This window comes from [Rhizobium] kunmingense (genome assembly GCF_977018605.1).
In genome coordinates this window covers 2,505,530-2,524,243 of the sequence record NZ_CDRNXG010000001.1, presented here as the reverse complement: position 1 = coordinate 2,524,243, position 18,714 = coordinate 2,505,530, and the positions used below count along the sequence as shown (strand labels likewise).

Below are 18,714 nucleotides of genomic sequence, written 5' to 3'. Positions count from 1 at the left end.
GCCTGTCCCGCCATGGCCTTTCCACGCTCCGCATCCGAGGTGCCGTATGCTCTACCTCGAAGATTTCACGCCCGGCCGTATCCTGCCGCTCGCATCGCAGACGATGACGGCGGACGCGATCATCGCCTTCGCCTCCGAATTCGATCCGCAACCGATGCATCTCGACGCGGACGCCGGCACGGCAAGCATCCTCGGCGGCCTCTCCGCGTCCGGCTGGCACACGGCCAGTGTCTTCATGCGCATGATGTATGACGGCTGGCTGGCGGACACGACGTCGGAAGGCTCTCCCGGTATTGAGTTCATGGAGTGGAAGAAGCCTGTTCTCGCCGGCGACACCCTTTCGGGTCGCTCGACGGTAATCGAGGCACGCCGCCTCAACTCCCGGCCCGGCATCGGCCTCGTGAAATTCCTCCATGAAGTCATCAACCAGAACGGCGAGATCGTCATGCGTGGCGAAAACCCGATCATGTTCCGGGCCCGCACCAACGGAGCGGATACGCCATGAGGCTGATCGAGATTTCGCCGCCCGGCAAAGAGATCGCCATAGGCTCCCTGATCTTCACCGCCGAGGATATCATCGCCTTTGCCAGAAAGTTCGATCCGCAGCCGTTCCACACGGATGCCGAAGCGGCGAAGAACTATGTCTTCGGCGGCCTATGCGCCTCCGGCTGGCATACCTGCGCCGGCTGGATGAAGACCTATGTCGCCTACCGCGAGGCTGAGGACGCGCGCCTTGTCGGTGAGGGCATCGAGCCGCCGAAATTCGGCCCCTCTCCGGGCTTCAAGAAGCTGCAATGGCTGAAGCCGGTCTATGCCGGCGACACAATCACCTATTCGACGACACTCGTCGAAAGCCGTACCCTGATGTCACGACCGGGAACGTTCATCAACCTGTCGAAGAACCAGGGCGTCAACCAGAAGGGCGAAACCGTCCTGCGCTTCGAAGCAAGCGTGCTGGAATTCGCCTGAGAGCGAGGACGGGCTGATCGTACAGCCCGTCGTCATCCCGGATCAGTGACCCGAAAATTCCGCCAGCGTGCGCACTTCCACGCCGAGCGCTTCGAGCTTCTTTCGGCCGCCGAGATCCGGCAGGTCGATCACGAAGCAGGCGGAGACGACTTCCGCACCGATCTGGCGCAGCAGCTGCACGGCGCCGACCGCCGTGCCGCCGGTGGCGATCAGGTCGTCGCAAAGGATCACCTTCTCGCCCGGCTTCACCGCATCGACATGGATTTCCATCTCGTCGGTACCGTATTCAAGCGCATAGGCCATGCTGACGGTCTTGTGCGGCAGCTTGCCCTTCTTGCGGATCGGCACGAAACCGGCCGAAAGCTGATGCGCCATCGCGCCGCCGAGAATGAAGCCGCGCGCTTCCATGCCGGCGATCTTGTCGACGCCGAGCCCCTCATAAGGCTTCACCAGCTCGTCGACGGCAAGCCGGAAGGCCGCCGCATCGCCAAGCAGCGTGGTGATGTCGCGAAAGATGATGCCGGGCTTGGGGTAATCCGGGATCGAGCGGATCGCGGCGGCGAGGATGTCTTTGGCGGAGGCAGTCATGGAAACCCTGTTTTTTCGTTCTGGCAGCAAACCTGTCTGCCTGGCCACCGGTGAGGGTGGCGTAATGGAATTGCGCCGCGCATGAAAAAAGGCGGCCGAAGCCGCCTTCTCTACCCTCGACCCCGATTGGGATCAATGTTCCTTGTTGGCGTAGACCGACTTCTTCGTCAGGTAGATCAACCCGGTGAAGATGGCGAGGAAGACCATGACCATGAAGCCGGTGCGCTTGCGGTCTTCCAGATGCGGCTCTGCGGCCCACATCAGAAAGGCGGAAACGTCCTTGGCATACTGGTCGACGGTCTGCGGTGCGCCGTCGTCATACGTCACCTGATCGTCTGAGATCGGCGGCGCCATCGCAAGCGAAGCCGACGCGACGAAGTAAGGGTTGTAATGCGTCCCCTCGGGCACTTCGACACCGGCCGGCGGCTCCTGATATCCGGTCAGCAGCGAGTAGATATAGTCCGGCCCGCCTTCCTGATACTGGGTGAAGATGTCGAAGACGAATTGCGGGAAACCGCGGGTCACGCCGCGCGCCTTGGCGATCAGCGAGAAGTCCGGCGGAGCCGCGCCGTTGTTGGAAGCGGCAGCCGCCTGCGGATTCGGGAAAGGCGACGGGAAATGGTCTGACGGCACCGCCGCCCGCTCGAACATCTCGCCATCGTCGTTCGGCCCGTCCTGCACCTGATAATTGGCCGCGAAAGCCTTCACCTGCGCTTCCGAATACCCGAGATCCTCCAACGTGCGGAAGGAAACGAGGTTCATCGAATGGCAGGCGGAACAGACTTCCGTGAACACCTTCAGGCCGCGCTGCAGCTGCTGCTTGTCGTAATGGCCGAAGGGGCCGGCAAAGCTCCAGTCGACCTCTCTCGGATGATGCAGCGGATAATGCGGCGTGCCGCCTTCCGCATGCGCTTCGGCGCCGGCCGCATCGTGGTTTTCCTGCGCCTGGGCCTGCGTATGGGCCTGGGCAAGGCCCAGTCCGGCCAGAAGCGCCAGCGACAGGATGCTGGTAGCAAGCTTTTTCATGATCGTGTCCCTCTCCGTCACCGCGCTCATGCCGAGGCCTTGGCGGGTTCGGCAGTTGCCGCTCCGGCCTTCCTGGCTTTTTCCTCGAGCACGGCTTCGGTGATCGAGTTCGGAATTCTGCGTGGCGTTTCGAACAGGCCGAGAAGCGGCATGATCACCAGGAAGAAGCCGAAATAGTAGAGCGTGCCGAGCTGTGACAGGATGACGTAGATGCCTTCCGCCGGCATGGCGCCGAGCCAGCCGAGCAGGATCGCGTTGACCACGAACAGCCAGAAGAACAGCTTGTACCACGGACGATAGACGGCCGAGCGAACCTTCGACGTATCGAGCCAGGGCAGGAAGAACAGGATGATGATCGAACCGAACATCACGAGCACGCCGCCGAGCTTGGAATCGATCGGGCCGATGTTGAAGGTGATGGCGCGCAGCATGGCGTAGAACGGCAGGTAATACCATTCGGGCACGATATGAGCCGGTGTCTTCAGAGCATCGGCCGGGATGTAATTGTCCGGATGGCCGAGATAGTTCGGCATGTAGAAGACGAACCACGCATAGACGATCAGGAAGACCGACACGCCGAACGCATCCTTGAGCGTCGCATAGGGCGTGAACGGCACCGTATCCGTCTTCGACTTCACCTCGACGCCGGTCGGGTTGGTCTGGCCGGTCACATGCAGCGCCCAGACATGCAGGATGACGACGCCGACGATCATGAACGGCAGGAGGTAATGCAGCGAGAAGAAGCGGTTGAGCGTCGGCTGGTCGACGGCAAAGCCGCCGAGCAGGAAGGTCTGTATCCACTCGCCGACCAGCGGGAAGGCCGAGAAGAAACCGGTGATGACGGTCGCGCCCCAGAAGGACATCTGCCCCCAGGGCAGAACGTAACCCATGAAGCCGGTCGCCATCATCAACAGGTAGATGACGACGCCGAGGATCCAGAGGATTTCACGCGGCGCCTTGTAGGAGCCGTAATAGAGGCCGCGGGCGATATGCAGGTAGACCGCGATGAAGAAGAAGGATGCGCCGTTGGCATGCATGTAGCGCAGGAGCCAGCCGTGGTTGACGTCGCGCATGATCTTCTCGACGCTTTCGAAGGCGACGGTCGTATGCGCGGCGTAATGCATGGCCAGCACGACGCCGGTCAGGATCTGCACGATCAGCATGACCGACAGCATGGCGCCGAATGTATAGGCATAGTTCAGGTTGCGCGGCACCGGATAGGCGACGAAACTGTCATACACCATGCGCGGCAAAGGCAGCCGCTGGTCAACCCACCGTTCGATCCCCGTCGACGGTTGATAAGACGAATGTCCACTCATGTCTGTTCCCCTCACCCGATGGTGATCACGGTATCGCTCGAAAAAGCGAAGGTCGGAATTGCCAGGTTCTGCGGTGCAGGACCTTTTCGGATGCGGCCCGCAGTATCGTAATGCGAGCCATGGCAGGGACAGAACCACCCGTTGAAATCGCCGGACTGGCCGAGCGGGACACAGCCGAGATGGGTACAGGAGCCGATCATGACGATCCAGTTCTCCTTGCCCTCTCCGGCCGAACGGTCCATGCCCGTGGCTTCGGCATCGGCGGCAAGGTTGGCATTGCGGGCGACCGGGTCCTTGAGGTCGGCAAGCTGAACGGCGTTCGCCTCCTCGATCTCTTCAGGTGTGCGGTTGCGGATGAAGACCGGCTTGCCGCGCCATTTCACCGTCAGCGACATGCCCGGCTGCAATGCGGCAACATTGACCTCGATCGAGGCCAGGGCCAGTGTCGAGGCGTCCGGCCGCATCTGGTCGATGAACGGCCAGACGGCGGCGGCGGCGCCGACGGCACCCGCCATGCCCGTTGCTAGATAGAGGAAATCGCGGCGCGTGGGCTCGCTCAGCGTTCCTTCTTTTGGATTATGCTCACTCACGGTTCAACCATCCTCTCATGCAAAATCTCGATCATTCGCATGCCTCCTCCTGGCTATGGTGAAGCCTCCACCACCATAGATCGAACACCGATTCCCCAGCAAGTCAGCTCGATCAGTGTTTGATCTATGGTGGTGGAGGCTTCACCATAGATCGAACACCGATTCCCCAGCAAGTCAGCTCGATCAGTGTTTGATCGCAGATAAACTTGGCGCTTGGCAAGGCCCGAGGCCCTTCGGACGTGTGCGATTGCTATTTGGACATGCAAACGAGCGGATACTGCAACGCAGTCTTGCGACACTATGCAGCGACCTTCATTTACGCTGTAAAATCAAAAGGTCGTTTGACTTGGATCAAGTGCATAAGACAGGTTCTGCGCGCCAAAAGTGCTGCGTTGCCAGCCCTTTGCACGCATGCTAATGCATCGGCGAATAAAGCCCGGCGGACAAGCTTCATGCGCATCAGAGACACTCTCTCCGTCGTCCTCTGCGTCATCGTGTCGCTCATCCTTTTGGCGATAGCGACGCGTTACGTCCACCCGCACTGGCTGTTCGCCTCAATCCATAGCCTGCAGTTGCATGCGGCCGGCGCCTGTGCGGTCGCCATGGTCACGGCACTCTGTCTCAACCGCAGCCTCATGGCCGCCGTGCTGCTCGCCCTGTCGCTCGTCCTTACCGCCCATGCCGTGCTGATGACCCGCGACTTCGTTTCGGTGGCGACGCCAGGACAGGAGATCGCGCCGACTTTCAAGCTGATGTCCTTCAACATCCTGACCACCAATGATGAAGGTGGCGTAGCGATTGCCAGAATGATCGCCGCCTCTGGCGCGGATATCGTCAATGTCATGGAAGCGGAGCCCCTGCTGGCGCATCTTCCGACGCTGGTCGCCGCCTATCCCTATCGCCTCGGCTGCGGCATCGCTGTAGAGGATTGCGATCAGCTGATGCTGTCGAAGACTCCGCTGCAAAACGGTCTGGTCAGAAGCCTCAGCGGCGTTTTCGCCGATCGTTTCATCCTCGCCGAGACAGAGATTGACGGCCGAAAAATCCATGTCGGCGGTATCCACACGACAAAACCCTATTTCGACGATTTTCAGACGCTGGAGCTTTTTCGCGCCGGTCAGGCCCTCTCCTGGCTCGACGGGCCGCTTGTTCTGTCGGGGGATTTCAATGCCTCAAGCCTCGCCCCCAACATGCGCGACTTTCTCGTTCGCAGCGAGCTGAGGACCGCCGCCTGGGAGCCCGCGACATGGCCGGTGCAACTCGGCATGTTCGGCCTGCCGATAGACCACATCTACGCCCGTGCACCGCTGGCGATCAAGAGCCTCAAGCGCCTCGACGAGCCCCACGGTTCCAACCATGCCGGCCTGATCGCCGAAATCGCCCTGCCCGCGCCCTGAGACGCCTTATTGTGCCGCATCGGCGGCGAGGAACCCACCGGTCTGGCGCGCCCACAGCTGCGCATAAAGGCCGTCCCTGGCGAGAAGCTCGCTATGCGTCCCCTCCTCCACGATCCGCCCCTTGTCCATAACGATCAGCCGGTCGAGCATGGCGATGGTCGAAAGCCTATGCGCGATCGCCAGCACCGTCTTGCCCTGCATCAGGTGGTCGAGGCTCGACTGGATCGCCGCTTCCACCTCGGAATCGAGCGCCGACGTCGCCTCGTCGAGAACGAGGATCGGCGCATCCTTGAGCATGACGCGGGCGATTGCGATCCGCTGCCGCTGGCCGCCGGAGAGCTTGACCCCGCGCTCGCCCACATGCGCGTCGAAGCCGGTGCGGCCGCGCTGGTCGACAAGCGTCGTGATAAAGTCATGCGCCTCCGCCCGTTTCGCCGCCTCGACAAGCTTCTCGTCGCTGGCATCCGGGCGCCCGAACAGGATGTTGTCACGGATCGACCGATGCAGCAGCGAGGTGTCCTGCGTCACCACACCGATCTGCGAGCGCAGTGTCTCCTGCGTCACGCGCGAAATGTCCTGCCCATCGATCGCAATCCGACCGCCTTCCAGATCGTAGAAACGAAGGAGCAGATTGACGAGCGTCGACTTGCCCGCCCCCGAACGGCCGATGATGCCGATCTTCTCGCCGGCCTTGATCGTCAGGTTCAGATGATCGATCACGCCCGAGGCGCGGCCGTAATGAAAGCTGACATTCTCGAAGCGGATCTCCGGCCTCCTGACCTCCAGCGCCTTGGCGTCCGGACGGTCTGTCAGCTGGATCGGCTGCGAGATCAGCTCGGCTGCATTCTGTACCGTACCGAAATTACGCATGATACCGTTGAACTGGGTCATCAGACGCCCGAGCAGGAAGTTGAGCCTGAGTACAAGCGCCAGCGTGAAGGCGACGGCACCGGAGGTAATCCTGCCCTGCAGCCAGAGATGGATGCACAGCGCCGCCATCGAGACGATCATCACCCCTGAAAGCAGCGCCATGGATGCCCTGACCCCGGTGATGAAGCGGGTGAACATGATCGTCGTCGACTGGAACGTGTCGAACCCGTCGCGCATGTATCGGTCGTTTGCCTCATCGCGCCCGAAGAGCCGCAGCGTCTGGATATTGCTGTAGGCATCGACCATGCGGCCGGAGAGCATCGATGCGGCCTCCGCCGTTTCCTTCGAATGGTAACGAATGCGCGGCACGAAATAGCGGGCAAGCGCTGCAAAGACCGCCACCCAGACAAGAACCAGTACCGCAAGCCGCCAGTCCAGTCCGCCGACCAGGGTCAGCATCGACACCGAATAGATGCAGACGAACCAGACGCTTTCCATCAGCGAGGTGACGAGATCGCCCGCCGCCTGCCCGCCCGACCAGACTTTCGTGACGATACGGCCGGCGAAATCATTCTGGAAGAAGGACAGCGACTGGCGCGCCACATGCCGATAGGACTGCCAGCGCACCAGATTGTAGAAACCCGGCGTGATCATCTGCTGGTCGACCAGCGCGGTGACCAGCGTCACCAGAAAGCGCACGACGCCGATCAGCACAAGCATGCCGACAAGCTCGTATCCGTGCTGGGCGATCAGCCCCGACCAGCCTTGCGCCCTGTCGATGCTGGCAAGGATGTCGACGAGCCGCCCGACGAACCAGAACAGCGCCGCCTCGATCGCCGCCGTCAGCCCGCCCAGCACCAGCATGGCAAGGAACGGTGCCTTGGCCTGACGCACATAGAACCAGATGAAGGCAAGTGTGCCGGAAGACGGACGCAGGTCGTCCTTCCCCTCGAAAGGCCGGATGCGTGTCTCGAAGAAGCGGAAGAACCGGGTGATGAGCATGGCAAGGGATATATGCCGCTTCCGCACTGCGGCAAAGGGTCCAGCGGATTACATTTCGGCAAGCCGGCAACCGGACGCTTACCCGAAACGCGAACGGCGGCCAAAGCCGCCGTTCAATCTCGTGTTCAGGGATGGATCAGAATTCCGACCATTCCTGCTTGACGGCCGCAGCCGAGGCGCGACCGCCACCACCGAAGGCAGACGCGATCTTGGCGCCGAGCGCGCGCGCCGGCGATGCCGAAGGACGCGAAGCCTGCGTGGCCGCACGCGGAGCAGATGCACCCGACTGAGCGCCGCCAAGCTTGAACTGGCCAAGCAGCTCGTTCAGTGCCTGGGCCTGCGCCGCAAGGCTGTGGCTTGCAGCCGTCGTCTGTTCGACCATCGCCGCGTTCTGCTGCGTGCCCTGGTCCATGTGGTTGACCGAGGTGTTGATCTCGGACAGACCTGTCGACTGCTCGCGGGCAGACACCACGATCGACGACACGTTGGTGTTGATCCGCTGCACGTCGGCAACGATCGTATCGAGCGCCTTGCCCGTCTGGCCGACGAGATCGACGCCGTCACGAACCTTGTCACCCGAGGCGTTGATCAGTGCCTTGATTTCCTTCGCCGCGTTGGCGGAACGCTGGGCCAGTTCACGCACTTCCTGGGCGACGACCGCAAAGCCCTTGCCGGCTTCACCGGCGCGGGCCGCCTCGACACCGGCATTCAGTGCGAGCAGGTTCGTCTGGAAGGCGATGTCGTCGATCACGCCGATGATGTTGGAGATCTCGCCCGAAGACTTCTCGATTTCCTCCATGGCGGAAACTGCCTGACGGACGATGTCGCCCGAGCGCTCGGCCGCGGAGCGGGTCTCGTCGACGAGCTTGCCGGCGTCGCCGGCACGAACCGCCGAGTCCTTGACGGCCGTCGTGACCTGTTCGAGCGCAGCCGCGGTCTCTTCAACCGAGGCCGCCTGCTGTTCGGTACGCTTCGACAGATCTTCGGCGGCGGAGCGGATCTCGTTGGCGCCGGCATCGATCATCCGGGCATTGTCGCCGACCGAGCGCAGCACGCCCTGCAGTTTGTCCATCGATTCGTTGAAGTTGACGCGCAACTGGTCGAGCTGGCCGGCGAACGGCTGATCCAGACGAACGGTCATGTCGCCATCCGAGAGACCATTGAGGCCGCCTGCGAGACTGTTGACAGCGAATGCCACATCGGCCGCTTCGCGGGCCTTCTGTTCTTCGTTGGCGATCCGCTCCCGCTCGCTCATCGAGCGGTTGGCCTCGGTTTCCTTCTCCAGACGCACGCGCTCCAGCGCGTTGTCGCGGAAGACCGCAACGGCAGCAGCCATATCGCCGATTTCGTCCGGGCGACCGGCGTAAGGAATGGCTGCCTGGTTGTTGCCGGCTGCAAGCTGGTTCATCGAGGCAGTAATCTGGCCGATCGGACGGGTAACCCGTACAAGGCAGAGGATGGCGGCACCGACGGCGAGAAGAGCGGACAGAATGATTGCGATTATGGTGCTCATCTTGGCGGATGCCGCGACGTCGGCCGTATCGCCGATCGACTGCTCGGCCAGCCGCATGTTGTTCTCGTTGATGCCCATGACGACTTCGGTCGCAGCGACGCTGATCGCATCCATGTTGTCGACCATGAAGGGCTTCAGGGAAAGACGCTCGCCGGCCATCGCCCGTGTGATCATCTGGTCGGCAAAGGCATCGTAACGACGGAAGCTGTCGATCAGCATGTCGTATTTCGCCCGTGTCGCAGGCAGCGTAATGCGTGCGGAGAAGGCGCGCAGGGCATCGTCGCGGACCTGCTTGGCAGAAGCGATCTGCGGCCTCATCCGCTCGATCTCGGCATTGTCGGCGGCCGACAGAAGCGCGACGTAGTGGCGGCGCAGATCACCAAAACTGTTGTCCAGTGCCGAGATATTGGCACTGCCGGTCATGTGGCGGCCCATCTCCTGGGATTTCGTTTCCAGGTCGGAGAGCGATTTCAGTGCCATGCCGCCCTGAGCAAGCCCGAGGGCGACGACGCAGCCGAAAAGAGCCGGAAGAAGAACTTTGATCTTGAGACTTTTCATGGAGGGGTGTCCACAGAGTTAGAGCATCACGCACCGGCCTCCCTCCGGCAACCCCATCTAAACAAAGAGCTTTTGAAGCATAGTTAACGAAACTTACCCATAGGGCCTATGTAGCGAGATGCGACAATATGACCAGGCATGGGTGCAAGCGGACCCGACAAATAAAAACGGCGGCCGAAGCCGCCGTTTCTACGTCAATACTTGATGGGCATCAGAATTCCGACCATTCCTGCTTGACGGCCGCAGCCGAGGCGCGACCGCCGCCACCGAAGGCAGACGCGATCTTGGCGCCGAGCGCGCGCGCCGGCGATGCCGAAGGACGCGAAGCCTGCGTGGCCGCACGCGGAGCAGATGCACCCGACTGAGCGCCGCCGAGCTTGAACTGGCCAAGCAGCTCGTTCAGTGCCTGGGCCTGCGCCGCAAGGCTGTGGCTTGCAGCCGTCGTCTGTTCGACCATCGCCGCGTTCTGCTGCGTGCCCTGGTCCATGTGGTTGACCGAGGTGTTGATCTCGGACAGACCCGTCGACTGCTCGCGGGCAGACACGACGATCGACGACACGTTGGTGTTGATCCGCTGAACATCGGCAACAATCCGGTCCAGCGCTTCACCGGTCTGGCCGACGAGGCTCACGCCGTCACGAACCTTGTCACCCGAGGCGTTGATCAGCGCCTTGATTTCCTTCGCGGCATTGGCCGAACGCTGGGCCAGTTCGCGCACTTCCTGTGCGACGACCGCAAAGCCCTTGCCGGCTTCACCGGCGCGAGCCGCCTCGACACCGGCGTTGAGCGCAAGCAGGTTGGTCTGGAACGCGATGTCGTCGATCACGCCGATGATGTTGGAGATCTCGCCCGAAGACTTCTCGATTTCCTCCATGGCGGAAACAGCCTGACGGACGATGTCGCCCGAGCGCTCGGCCGCGGAGCGGGTCTCGTCGACGAGCTTGCCTGCATCGCCGGCACGAACCGCCGAGTCCTTGACGGCCGTCGTGACCTGTTCGAGCGCAGCTGCGGTCTCTTCAACCGAGGCTGCCTGCTGTTCGGTACGCTTCGACAGGTCGTCTGCGGCAGAGCGGATCTCGTTGGCGCCGGCATCGATCATCCGGGCGTTTTCGCCAACCGAGCGCAGCACGCCCTGCAGTTTGTCCATCGATTCGTTGAAGTTGACGCGCAACTGGTCGAGCTGGCCGGCGAACGGCTGATCCAGACGAACGGTCATGTCGCCATCCGAGAGACCATTGAGGCCGCCTGCGAGACTGTTGACGGCGAATGCCACATCGGCCGCTTCGCGGGCCTTCTGTTCTTCGTTGGCGATCCGCTCGCGCTCGCTCATCGAGCGGTTGGCCTCGGTTTCCTGCTCCAGACGCACGCGCTCCAGCGCGTTGTCGCGGAAGACCGCAACGGCAGCCGCCATCTCGCCGATCTCGTCGGAGCGACCGGCATAAGGGATGGTGATGTCGTTCTTGCCCGAAGCCAGCTCGTTCATCGAGGACGTGATCTGGCCGACCGGACGCGTCACGCGCAGCAGGCACATGATCGCGGCACCGATGGCGATCGCCACGGCGAAGGCAACGCCCAGCATCGTCGTGACATAGACGAAGTTTGCCGTATCGTTGGCTTTCTGACGATCGTCGACGCTGCGAGCCTTGTTCTCGTCGATAATCTCCTGAAGCAGCGTACCTGCCTCTGCGCCGCGCGGGATCATCTGGGCGATGATATCCCGGGCTTCATAGACCCGCGAGGAACGGATCCGCTGGATGAAATCGGCGCCCATCCGGTTATAGTCGGCAACCACGCGCTCGACTTCGGCAAATTTCTGCTGCGTCGCCGGGATGACGGCCGAAGCGGCGTAATCTTTCATCGCCGCAGCCAGCACCACGTCCTTGGCCGAGAGCTGCTCCATGTAGCCGGTGCGCTCGCCGGCCGACGGAGCGGAAAGGATCATCAGATACAGGCGGCGGACATCGGACAGCAGTCCGTCCATATCCGCAACCATCATCATGCGGTCGATGCGGTGGCTGATCGTATTGGCCTGAGTGTCCATCTGATAGACGGACCGCATACCCATGGCGCCTTGCACGATCAGGATCAGAACCATAACGCTAAACAGTGCGGGAAGAAGAAATTTGATTTTTACAGTGTTCATTTTTTGCAACCATCAGAATTAGTCAGGGGTGCCATGCACTCCATGCATCACTGACAGCTTCGGATAAACAAAGGCTTACTCGGCTCTGTTAATTGATCCGTTTTGCAAAAGTGCGACAACAAGAGCCTTTATCGGGTTGAAAAAAGCGCCGGTGCCGGGACATCTCGTCGCGGACCGGGCAGGCCCGCGGCGGATTACTCCGCCGCGGCCTCTTCCGTCTCATGATCGCCGAGGAACCCGCCCGACTGGCGCTGCCACAGGTCGGCATAGATGCCGGCGGAGGCCACCAGTTCCTCATGGGTGCCCGTCTCGACGATGTGCCCCTTGTCGAGCACGATCAGCCGGTCCATCTCGGTCAGCGTCGACAGCCGATGAGCGATCGCGATCACCGTCTTGCCCTGCATCAGCGAGAACAGGTTCTCCTGGATCGCCGATTCCACCTCCGAATCGAGCGCCGAGGTCGCCTCGTCGAGAACCAGGATCGGCGCATCCTTGAGGAACACGCGAGCGATCGCGATCCGCTGCCGCTGACCGCCCGATAGCTTCACCCCGCGCTCGCCGACATGCGCGTCCAGCCCGGTACGGCCCTGCAGGTCGGACAAGCCTTCGATGAAGTCCCAGGCATTGGCGCGCTTCGCCGCCACGATGATTTCGGCATCGCCGGCATCCGGACGCCCATAGGCGATGTTGTCGCGGATCGACCGATGCAGGAGCGACGTGTCCTGCGTGACCACACCGATCAGCCCGCGCAGGCTGTCCTGCGTCACGCCCGAGATATCCTGCCCGTCGATAGTGATCCTGCCGCCTTCCAGATCGTAGAAACGCAGGAGCAGGTTCATCAGCGTCGTCTTGCCCGCGCCGGAACGTCCGACGAGGCCGACCTTCTGACCCGCCGGAATATCGAGCGTCAGCCCGTCGATGATCCCCTTGCTGCGCCCATAGTGGAAGCGCACGCCATCGTAGTGGATATGGCCCTTCTTGGTCGCCAGAACACGCGCGCCCTCGGCATCGGTCACGTCATGCGGCTTGGTCATCATGTTCATGCCGTCATAGACGGTACCGATCGCCTCAAAGAGCGCGGTGACTTCCCACATGATCCATTGCGACATGCCGTTGATGCGCATGGCAAGGCCGATCGCCACCGCGATCGAGCCGACGCTGACGCCGCCATCGAGCCACAGCCAGATGCCGAGCGCCGCAACACCGAACACGGTCAGCGCATTGTTCACGTCGACCGCGATATTGAGCAGGCTGATCTGCCGCATCTGCCTGTGAACGGTGCCGAGGAACTCGTTCATACCTTCCTTGGCATAGCTTTCCTCGCGGCCCGCATGGGAGAAAAGCTTCACCGTGCCGATATTGGTATAGCTGTCGACGATCCGCCCGGTCATCATGGAGCGCGCATCGGCCTGTTCGCTCGACAGCTTGCGCAGCCGCGGCACGAAATAGCGCAGGATGAACACGTAGAGGACGAACCAGAGGATCAACGGCAGAACCAGCCGCCACTCGACCGCGACGACCAGCGCCAGCATCGAGACGAAGAAGCCGATCGCATAGACGAAGACGTCGATGATCTTCATCGTCGCTTCGCGCACCGCAAGCGAGGTCTGCATCACCTTGGTCGATACGCGGCCGGCAAATTCATTGGCGAAGAAGGCCATCGAATGGCGCAGCAGGAACCTGTGCATCTGCCAGCGGGCGATCATCGGGTAGTTGCCGGCCAGAACCTGATGCATGGTGACGGTGTGGATGGCCCCGACAAGCGGCAGGCCGACAAGAACAAGCAGCGCCATCCAGAACAGCTTGCCGCCCTCGTCGGCGAGAAAAGTCTCGCGATTGGCGGCGGCCAGCCAGTCGACGATATTGCCGAGGAACTGATAGAGCAGCACTTCGGCAACCGCGATGGCGAGCGAGCAACCGCCCAGGAGCAGCAGCCAAGGCCATGCCGGCTTTGTATAATGCCAGCAGAAGGCGAAAAGCCCCTTGGGCGGCAGGCCGGGCACATCTTCGGGATAGGGATCGAGGCGGCGTTCAAACCACGAGAACATGAATGGCTCCGAATGTCGGAAGTCGATCCACGCGGGGTAAAATGCCCGAAACGGCATGGATCTGGACAAAATGGGCATGGCCTGACGCGGCCACAGGCTGATTTACGGAAAAGCGGATCATTTAAGAAGAAGTCTTTGCGTGAACCGCGAGACGCCTCAGGCCGGACGGCTATCCGACTGGCGGAGGCGCATGAGCACGGTCATATCCATGTAGGCCTCCAAAATGGGCGTTGAACAGGCCGTCCTTCTACACGCTCGCGGCAAAATTGAAAAGTCCCAATAGCTCTCGAAAATGTCGGGCTTGAGCGACAGCCCCAACCTCCGCTAATCAGTCTGCATGACCGATTTGCGCATTGCCCTCTACCAGCCCGACATCCCCGGCAATACCGGCACGATCCTGCGTCTCGCCGCCTGTCTCGGTCTCGGCGTCGACATCATCGAACCGGCCGGCTTCGACATCTCCGACCGCAACTTGAAACGCGCCGGCATGGATTACCTGTCGGCGGTGCAGCTCACGCGCCATGTCAACTGGCAGCAATTCGACGAATGGCGAAAAAGCACCGGTCGCAGGCTGGTGCTCGCAACGACCAAATCGCCGGAAGCCTACACAAAGTTCGATTACCGACCCGACGACATCCTGCTTTTCGGACGCGAAAGCGCCGGCGTGCCGGATCATGTCCATGACGCGGTTGAAGGACGCATCCTGATCCCCATGGTCGAGGGCCAGCGCTCGATCAATGTCGCCATGTCGGCCGCGATGATCGCCGGCGAGGCTATGCGCCAGACGAGCTGGAAGCCGTAGACATCGCCTCTTCCTCAGCGCCGAAACTTTAGCGTGAAGCGTCTTGCGCGCACCCGCAAAAGGGCTATCATTCATTAGCCGGCAACGGAATCACGCTCGTTATCTCATTGGCTTTCGGGGGATTTTGCATTGCAGTCGACGCTCGTCGTCATCAACATCCTCGGCGCCATCGCGCTGCTTCTGTTTGGCCTTTCGCAGGTAAAGGAAGGTGTGACCCGCGCCTTCGGCGCGCGGCTGAGGACAGCGCTTGCCAACAGCACGAAAAGCGGCATCCGCTCCATCCTGTCCGGCCTTCTTGCGACGATCGCGCTGCAAAGCTCGACAGCGACAGCGTTGATGACCGCGTCCTTTGCAGAGCGGGGACTGATCAATCCGCGCATGGCGCAGGTCGTGCTGCTCGGCGCCAATGTCGGAACCGCCGTGACGGCATGGCTGGTCGCGGCCGGCACGGAGGTTTTCGCCCCTCTCCTTCTTCTTGTCGGCCTCTTCCTGCTGCGGAACGCCCAGCCTGCCCGGCAGGGCCTGGGCACGGCCTTGATCGGTATCGGCCTCATGCTGCTGTCGTTGCAGCTCCTCGGCCTTGCGACGGAGCCGATGCGACAGTCGCCGGCGCTTGCCGCCTTTCTCGCCTTGCTCGATTCCACATGGCTGGTGGCACTTCTGTTCTCCGCGGCACTTGCCTTCGTCTCCTCATCCAGCCTTGCGATCGTCATCCTCATCCTCTCGCTGGCATCGAGCGGCGTCGCTTCTCCGGGACTTGTCGTCGTGCTGATCCTCGGCGCCAATCTGGGCGGTGCGATTCCGCCCGTCATAGCAACACTCGCGAGCCCGCCGGAAGCGCGCCGGATAACCCGCGGCAACCTTCTCGTGCGCGCCATCGGCTGCGCACTCGCATTGCCCCTTGCCGGCATCGCCGCCGACCTGCTGCAGATGCTGCCGGTCGCCCCCGAAAAACTGCCGGTCGATGCCCACCTCGCCTTCAACCTGGCTCTGGCCTGTCTGGCATGGCCCTTCGGAGGCCTGATTTCAGACCTCATGACCCGCCTGATCCCCGATGCGCCGGAAAAGGAAGCCGGCCCGCTGTTTCTCGATCCCGACGAGCTGAACGATCCCGTTCGCGCACTCACCAATGCAACGCGCGAAGTGCTCGGCGTCGGCGATCAGATCGAACGCATGCTGATCCGGGCAGAAAACGCCTTCAAGCGCAACGACCCGACCCCGCTGCACGAAATCGCCTCGATCGAGGGACGTGTCGACCGGCTGCATCAGGACGTGAAGATCTATCTCTCCAAACTTGGCCAGCTGGGTCTCAGCGACGAGAACGCCAGACGCTCGATCGCCATCATCGACTATGCGATCAATCTGGAACACATGGGCGACATCATAGAAAAGGGCCTCTGCGACCAGCTGGGCAAGAAGATCGCCAAGGGACTGAAATTCTCGGAAGACGGCCAGCAGGAGCTCGCCGACTTCTTCGACCTGACGATCGACAACCTGCGCACCGCCCAGACCGTCTTCGTCACCGGCGATTTCAACCTTGCCCGGCGCCTGATGGAGATGAAGGTCGAGGTGCGCCGGCTGGAAAAACGTTCGGCCGAACGGCATCTGGAACGTCTCAGAGACGGCAGGCCGGAAAGCCTGCGGACAAGCTCGCTTCACCTCGACATGCTGCGCGACCTCAAGCGCATCAACGCCCATATCGTGTCGGTAGCCCATCCGATCCTGGACGAGAGCGGGCTTCTGATCGAAAGTCGCCTGCGACAGGCGGAACAGCACTGAATCCCGACGGTCGTGCGAATTTCAGGCTGGTTAAACCGACATCACGGGCGAAGCTCAATCCGCCGTCGGCAGCCTTCGCATGGTAAACTCGATCTGGTCCCCTTCCAGCTGACGCCAGCTTTCCACCTCGGTCCAGTAGGCGGCCTTGGGATACGCCTCGAACCACTCCCGCGCCTTTTCGCGCGCGTCGATGCGCGACATCAGGAACGTTTCGCGCACGAACATGCCGGATCGCTCGCCGGCGACCTGTTGCCGGTGGCGGTCGATACGCCGCTTCAAGCCGTTGAGCGGCGGTGGTGTGAATTTCGCCATGAAAGCCTCTCATCCGCACCTTGCTGATCTCGAAGATAAGCCTGCTCTGCACGTTTTGCGAGTCTGATTTCCGGTGGATGATGAGCGGTGGAATGGCCCGCGAAAGCCTTTGCTGTTATGCGCTAGACGGAGGAGCCGAATCGAAGGACTGACGAGGAAACCGCCATGGAACGACCGAACCTGCCGAAGGGCCTGCCCGCGGATATCGAAGACAAGAAGCAGGCCGCACGCGCTTGGTTTGAAAGCCTGCGCGACACGATCTGCGCCTCCTTCGAAACGCTGGAGCATGAACTGACAGGCAGTCTGTCCGACCAGCCTCCGGGTGCCTTCACGGGCAAGGACTGGCTGCGCGATGGCGGTGTCGGCGGCGGCGGTCGCATGTCGATGATGGAAGGCCGCGTCTTCGAGAAGGTCGGTGTCCACACCTCCACAGTCCACGGCGAGTTCTCCCCCGATTTCCGCAGCCAGATTCCCGGCGCGGAAGAAGACCCGCGTTTCTGGGCCTCAGGCATTTCGCTGATTGCCCATCCGGTCAATCCCCATGTGCCGACCGTACACATGAATACCCGCATGGTTGTGACCTCGAGCCACTGGTTCGGCGGCGGCGCCGACCTGACGCCGATGCTGAATGCGAGGCGTACCCAGGAAGACCCGGATACCCAGCTTTTCCATCGCGTCATGGAAATCACCTGCCAGCGCCACGAAGCGATCGCCGATTACCCGCGCTACAAGGCCTGGTGTGACGACTATTTCTTCCTCAAGCACCGCAACGAACACCGCGGCATAGGCGGGATCTTCTTCGACTGGCAGCAATCGCCGGAGGAAAAAGGCGGCTGGAACGCCGACCTCGCCTTCGTCCAGGACGTCGGTCGTGCCTTCAATCTCGTCTACCCCCGCATCGTCCGCGCCAATTTCAACAAGCCCTGGACGGAAGAGGAACGCGACGAGCAGCTGGTACGCCGCGGCCGCTATGTCGAGTTCAACCTGCTTTACGACCGCGGTACGATTTTCGGCCTGAAGACAGGCGGCAATGTGGAATCGATCCTCTCGTCCCTGCCGCCGGCGGTTCGCTGGCCCTGAGAAGAGACGTCCGTAAGCGGCCGAACTGAAAAATAGTCTCGTACGGCATCGTACATTTGACAATTGCGATACACGAATCTCTTTAACTGGTGTTAACCTGCAACGGTCAACCGGGAGGAGTATACGATGACCGCATCGAAAAGCATGCCCTCACCTGCCGAAGCGCCTGCCCAGGCATCTACAGCGACACACGCAAAGACACCGACGACCGAGACGCAATCCGAACTGATCGATCGGCTGGCGACCGAGATGCGCACGAAAAGCGGCGGCGAACTGCCGTTGTCCTTCTGCATCGAACAGGTCAAGCATCAGCTCGCCGGCAAGGCTTCGCCCCGCCACCCGATGGCGGAGAAGCCGACGGTAGCCGCAACACCGCCAGGCGGCTCGGTATTCCATTCCTGGGCTCTGCCGGACTGATCCGCCCAGCCGGCGGAACTCTTGACCTCTTGCGAAGTTCTCGTTTCACCGCCTGTCCGTCAGGACTGGCGGTGAAGCCTAGAATGAACAAGAGGAGGAAATGCCATGCGGCTTTTTGAATGCGGCACGCTGGTTCCCGGCTGCCAATGGCATACGCGGGCGGCGGAAGATGCCGAAGTGGTTCGCCGGGCGGTGACGCATATGCGCGCCGACCACGGTGAAGACATCATCCGCGAAACCATGATCGACAATATCAAGGCACGCATCCGCGACGAAAAACACGCTGCCGCATAAGCGGCAA

The 18,714-nt window shown here is 61.7% G+C and carries 17 protein-coding genes; 8 read left to right on the top strand and 9 right to left on the bottom strand.

Going from position 1 to position 18,714, the window contains the following annotated elements:
* Positions 1-46: 46 nt before the first annotated feature.
* Positions 47-505: a MaoC family dehydratase gene (locus AC0JZ4_RS12025; RefSeq protein ID WP_471886610.1), complete on the top strand. Its 459-nt coding sequence runs from the start codon at positions 47-49 to the stop codon at positions 503-505.
* On the top strand, positions 502-969 hold the full coding sequence (locus AC0JZ4_RS12020) for a MaoC family dehydratase (RefSeq protein WP_471886609.1): 468 nt from the start codon (positions 502-504) through the stop codon (positions 967-969). Before AC0JZ4_RS12025 ends, AC0JZ4_RS12020 begins: the two co-directional genes overlap by 4 nt.
* A gap of 42 nt (positions 970-1,011) precedes the next feature.
* Here the strand turns inward: AC0JZ4_RS12020 and AC0JZ4_RS12015 are convergent, their stop codons facing one another.
* From AC0JZ4_RS12015 to petA, 4 genes are all read right to left on the bottom strand, one after another.
* Positions 1,012-1,557, bottom strand: coding sequence for an adenine phosphoribosyltransferase (locus tag AC0JZ4_RS12015; RefSeq protein ID WP_471886608.1), 546 nt, complete (start codon positions 1,555-1,557; stop codon positions 1,012-1,014).
* A gap of 132 nt (positions 1,558-1,689) precedes the next feature.
* Positions 1,690-2,583 carry a cytochrome c1 gene (locus AC0JZ4_RS12010; RefSeq protein WP_471886607.1) on the bottom strand — a complete coding sequence of 298 codons (894 nt, stop codon included), beginning with the start codon at positions 2,581-2,583 and terminating at the stop codon, positions 1,690-1,692.
* A gap of 26 nt (positions 2,584-2,609) precedes the next feature.
* Positions 2,610-3,902 carry a cytochrome b gene (locus AC0JZ4_RS12005; RefSeq protein ID WP_471886606.1) on the bottom strand — a complete coding sequence of 431 codons (1,293 nt, stop codon included), beginning with the start codon at positions 3,900-3,902 and terminating at the stop codon, positions 2,610-2,612.
* 11 nt (positions 3,903-3,913) lie between these two features.
* Positions 3,914-4,492 (bottom strand): ubiquinol-cytochrome c reductase iron-sulfur subunit, encoded by a 579-nt coding sequence (gene petA / locus AC0JZ4_RS12000; protein WP_471886605.1) that lies wholly within the window; start codon positions 4,490-4,492, stop codon positions 3,914-3,916.
* 452 nt (positions 4,493-4,944) lie between these two features.
* On the opposite strand from petA, the gene AC0JZ4_RS11995 reads away from it, so the two are divergent.
* Positions 4,945-5,889: an endonuclease/exonuclease/phosphatase family protein gene (locus AC0JZ4_RS11995; RefSeq protein WP_471886604.1), complete on the top strand. Its 945-nt coding sequence runs from the start codon at positions 4,945-4,947 to the stop codon at positions 5,887-5,889.
* A 6-nt stretch (positions 5,890-5,895) separates the two neighbouring features.
* Here the strand turns inward: AC0JZ4_RS11995 and AC0JZ4_RS11990 are convergent, their stop codons facing one another.
* From AC0JZ4_RS11990 to AC0JZ4_RS11975, 4 genes are all read right to left on the bottom strand, one after another.
* On the bottom strand, positions 5,896-7,761 hold the full coding sequence (locus tag AC0JZ4_RS11990) for an ABC transporter ATP-binding protein (protein WP_471887870.1): 1,866 nt from the start codon (positions 7,759-7,761) through the stop codon (positions 5,896-5,898).
* A gap of 136 nt (positions 7,762-7,897) precedes the next feature.
* Positions 7,898-9,832: a HAMP domain-containing methyl-accepting chemotaxis protein gene (locus AC0JZ4_RS11985; RefSeq protein WP_471886603.1), complete on the bottom strand. Its 1,935-nt coding sequence runs from the start codon at positions 9,830-9,832 to the stop codon at positions 7,898-7,900.
* A 211-nt stretch (positions 9,833-10,043) separates the two neighbouring features.
* Positions 10,044-11,975: a methyl-accepting chemotaxis protein gene (locus AC0JZ4_RS11980; protein ID WP_471886602.1), complete on the bottom strand. Its 1,932-nt coding sequence runs from the start codon at positions 11,973-11,975 to the stop codon at positions 10,044-10,046.
* 194 nt (positions 11,976-12,169) lie between these two features.
* A complete protein-coding gene (locus tag AC0JZ4_RS11975) occupies positions 12,170-14,023 on the bottom strand; it encodes an ABC transporter ATP-binding protein (protein ID WP_471886601.1) in 1,854 nt (617 codons plus the stop codon).
* Positions 14,024-14,360: 337 nt separating this feature from the next.
* Here AC0JZ4_RS11975 and AC0JZ4_RS11970 point away from each other — a divergent pair, with 337 nt between their 5' ends.
* Both AC0JZ4_RS11970 and AC0JZ4_RS11965 read left to right on the top strand, forming a co-directional pair.
* Positions 14,361-14,825: a tRNA (cytidine(34)-2'-O)-methyltransferase gene (locus AC0JZ4_RS11970; RefSeq protein ID WP_471886600.1), complete on the top strand. Its 465-nt coding sequence runs from the start codon at positions 14,361-14,363 to the stop codon at positions 14,823-14,825.
* A 129-nt stretch (positions 14,826-14,954) separates the two neighbouring features.
* Positions 14,955-16,604, top strand: a complete 1,650-nt coding sequence (locus AC0JZ4_RS11965; protein ID WP_471886599.1) for a Na/Pi cotransporter family protein — start codon at positions 14,955-14,957, stop codon at positions 16,602-16,604.
* A gap of 54 nt (positions 16,605-16,658) precedes the next feature.
* Here the strand turns inward: AC0JZ4_RS11965 and AC0JZ4_RS11960 are convergent, their stop codons facing one another.
* Complete coding sequence (locus tag AC0JZ4_RS11960) at positions 16,659-16,916, bottom strand: hypothetical protein (protein ID WP_471886598.1); 258 nt, start codon at positions 16,914-16,916, stop codon at positions 16,659-16,661.
* A gap of 165 nt (positions 16,917-17,081) precedes the next feature.
* Here AC0JZ4_RS11960 and hemF point away from each other — a divergent pair, with 165 nt between their 5' ends.
* The 3 genes from hemF to AC0JZ4_RS11945 all read left to right on the top strand — a co-directional run bounded on the left by hemF (position 17,082) and on the right by AC0JZ4_RS11945 (position 18,707).
* Positions 17,082-17,996 (top strand): oxygen-dependent coproporphyrinogen oxidase, encoded by a 915-nt coding sequence (gene hemF, locus AC0JZ4_RS11955; RefSeq protein ID WP_471886597.1) that lies wholly within the window; start codon positions 17,082-17,084, stop codon positions 17,994-17,996.
* A gap of 126 nt (positions 17,997-18,122) precedes the next feature.
* Positions 18,123-18,413 carry a hypothetical protein gene (locus AC0JZ4_RS11950; protein WP_471886596.1) on the top strand — a complete coding sequence of 97 codons (291 nt, stop codon included), beginning with the start codon at positions 18,123-18,125 and terminating at the stop codon, positions 18,411-18,413.
* A gap of 105 nt (positions 18,414-18,518) precedes the next feature.
* Complete coding sequence (locus AC0JZ4_RS11945) at positions 18,519-18,707, top strand: DUF1059 domain-containing protein (protein WP_471886595.1); 189 nt, start codon at positions 18,519-18,521, stop codon at positions 18,705-18,707.
* The last annotated feature ends 7 nt before the right edge of the window (positions 18,708-18,714 follow it).

Coding starts and splice junctions, on each gene's coding strand:
- AC0JZ4_RS11980 (WP_471886602.1), bottom strand. CDS start 11,975: ATGAACACTGTAAAAATCAAATTTCTTCTTCCCGCACTGTTTAGCGTT.
- AC0JZ4_RS12020 (WP_471886609.1), top strand. CDS start 502: ATGAGGCTGATCGAGATTTCGCCGCCCGGCAAAGAGATCGCCATAGGC.
- AC0JZ4_RS12010 (WP_471886607.1), bottom strand. CDS start 2,583: ATGAAAAAGCTTGCTACCAGCATCCTGTCGCTGGCGCTTCTGGCCGGA.
- AC0JZ4_RS12015 (WP_471886608.1), bottom strand. CDS start 1,557: ATGACTGCCTCCGCCAAAGACATCCTCGCCGCCGCGATCCGCTCGATC.
- hemF (WP_471886597.1), top strand. CDS start 17,082: ATGGAACGACCGAACCTGCCGAAGGGCCTGCCCGCGGATATCGAAGAC.
- AC0JZ4_RS11995 (WP_471886604.1), top strand. CDS start 4,945: ATGCGCATCAGAGACACTCTCTCCGTCGTCCTCTGCGTCATCGTGTCG.
- AC0JZ4_RS12005 (WP_471886606.1), bottom strand. CDS start 3,902: ATGAGTGGACATTCGTCTTATCAACCGTCGACGGGGATCGAACGGTGG.
- AC0JZ4_RS12025 (WP_471886610.1), top strand. CDS start 47: ATGCTCTACCTCGAAGATTTCACGCCCGGCCGTATCCTGCCGCTCGCA.
- AC0JZ4_RS11970 (WP_471886600.1), top strand. CDS start 14,361: ATGACCGATTTGCGCATTGCCCTCTACCAGCCCGACATCCCCGGCAAT.
- AC0JZ4_RS11990 (WP_471887870.1), bottom strand. CDS start 7,761: ATGCTCATCACCCGGTTCTTCCGCTTCTTCGAGACACGCATCCGGCCT.
- AC0JZ4_RS11975 (WP_471886601.1), bottom strand. CDS start 14,023: ATGTTCTCGTGGTTTGAACGCCGCCTCGATCCCTATCCCGAAGATGTG.
- AC0JZ4_RS11960 (WP_471886598.1), bottom strand. CDS start 16,916: ATGGCGAAATTCACACCACCGCCGCTCAACGGCTTGAAGCGGCGTATC.
- AC0JZ4_RS11985 (WP_471886603.1), bottom strand. CDS start 9,832: ATGAAAAGTCTCAAGATCAAAGTTCTTCTTCCGGCTCTTTTCGGCTGC.
- AC0JZ4_RS11950 (WP_471886596.1), top strand. CDS start 18,123: ATGACCGCATCGAAAAGCATGCCCTCACCTGCCGAAGCGCCTGCCCAG.
- AC0JZ4_RS11945 (WP_471886595.1), top strand. CDS start 18,519: ATGCGGCTTTTTGAATGCGGCACGCTGGTTCCCGGCTGCCAATGGCAT.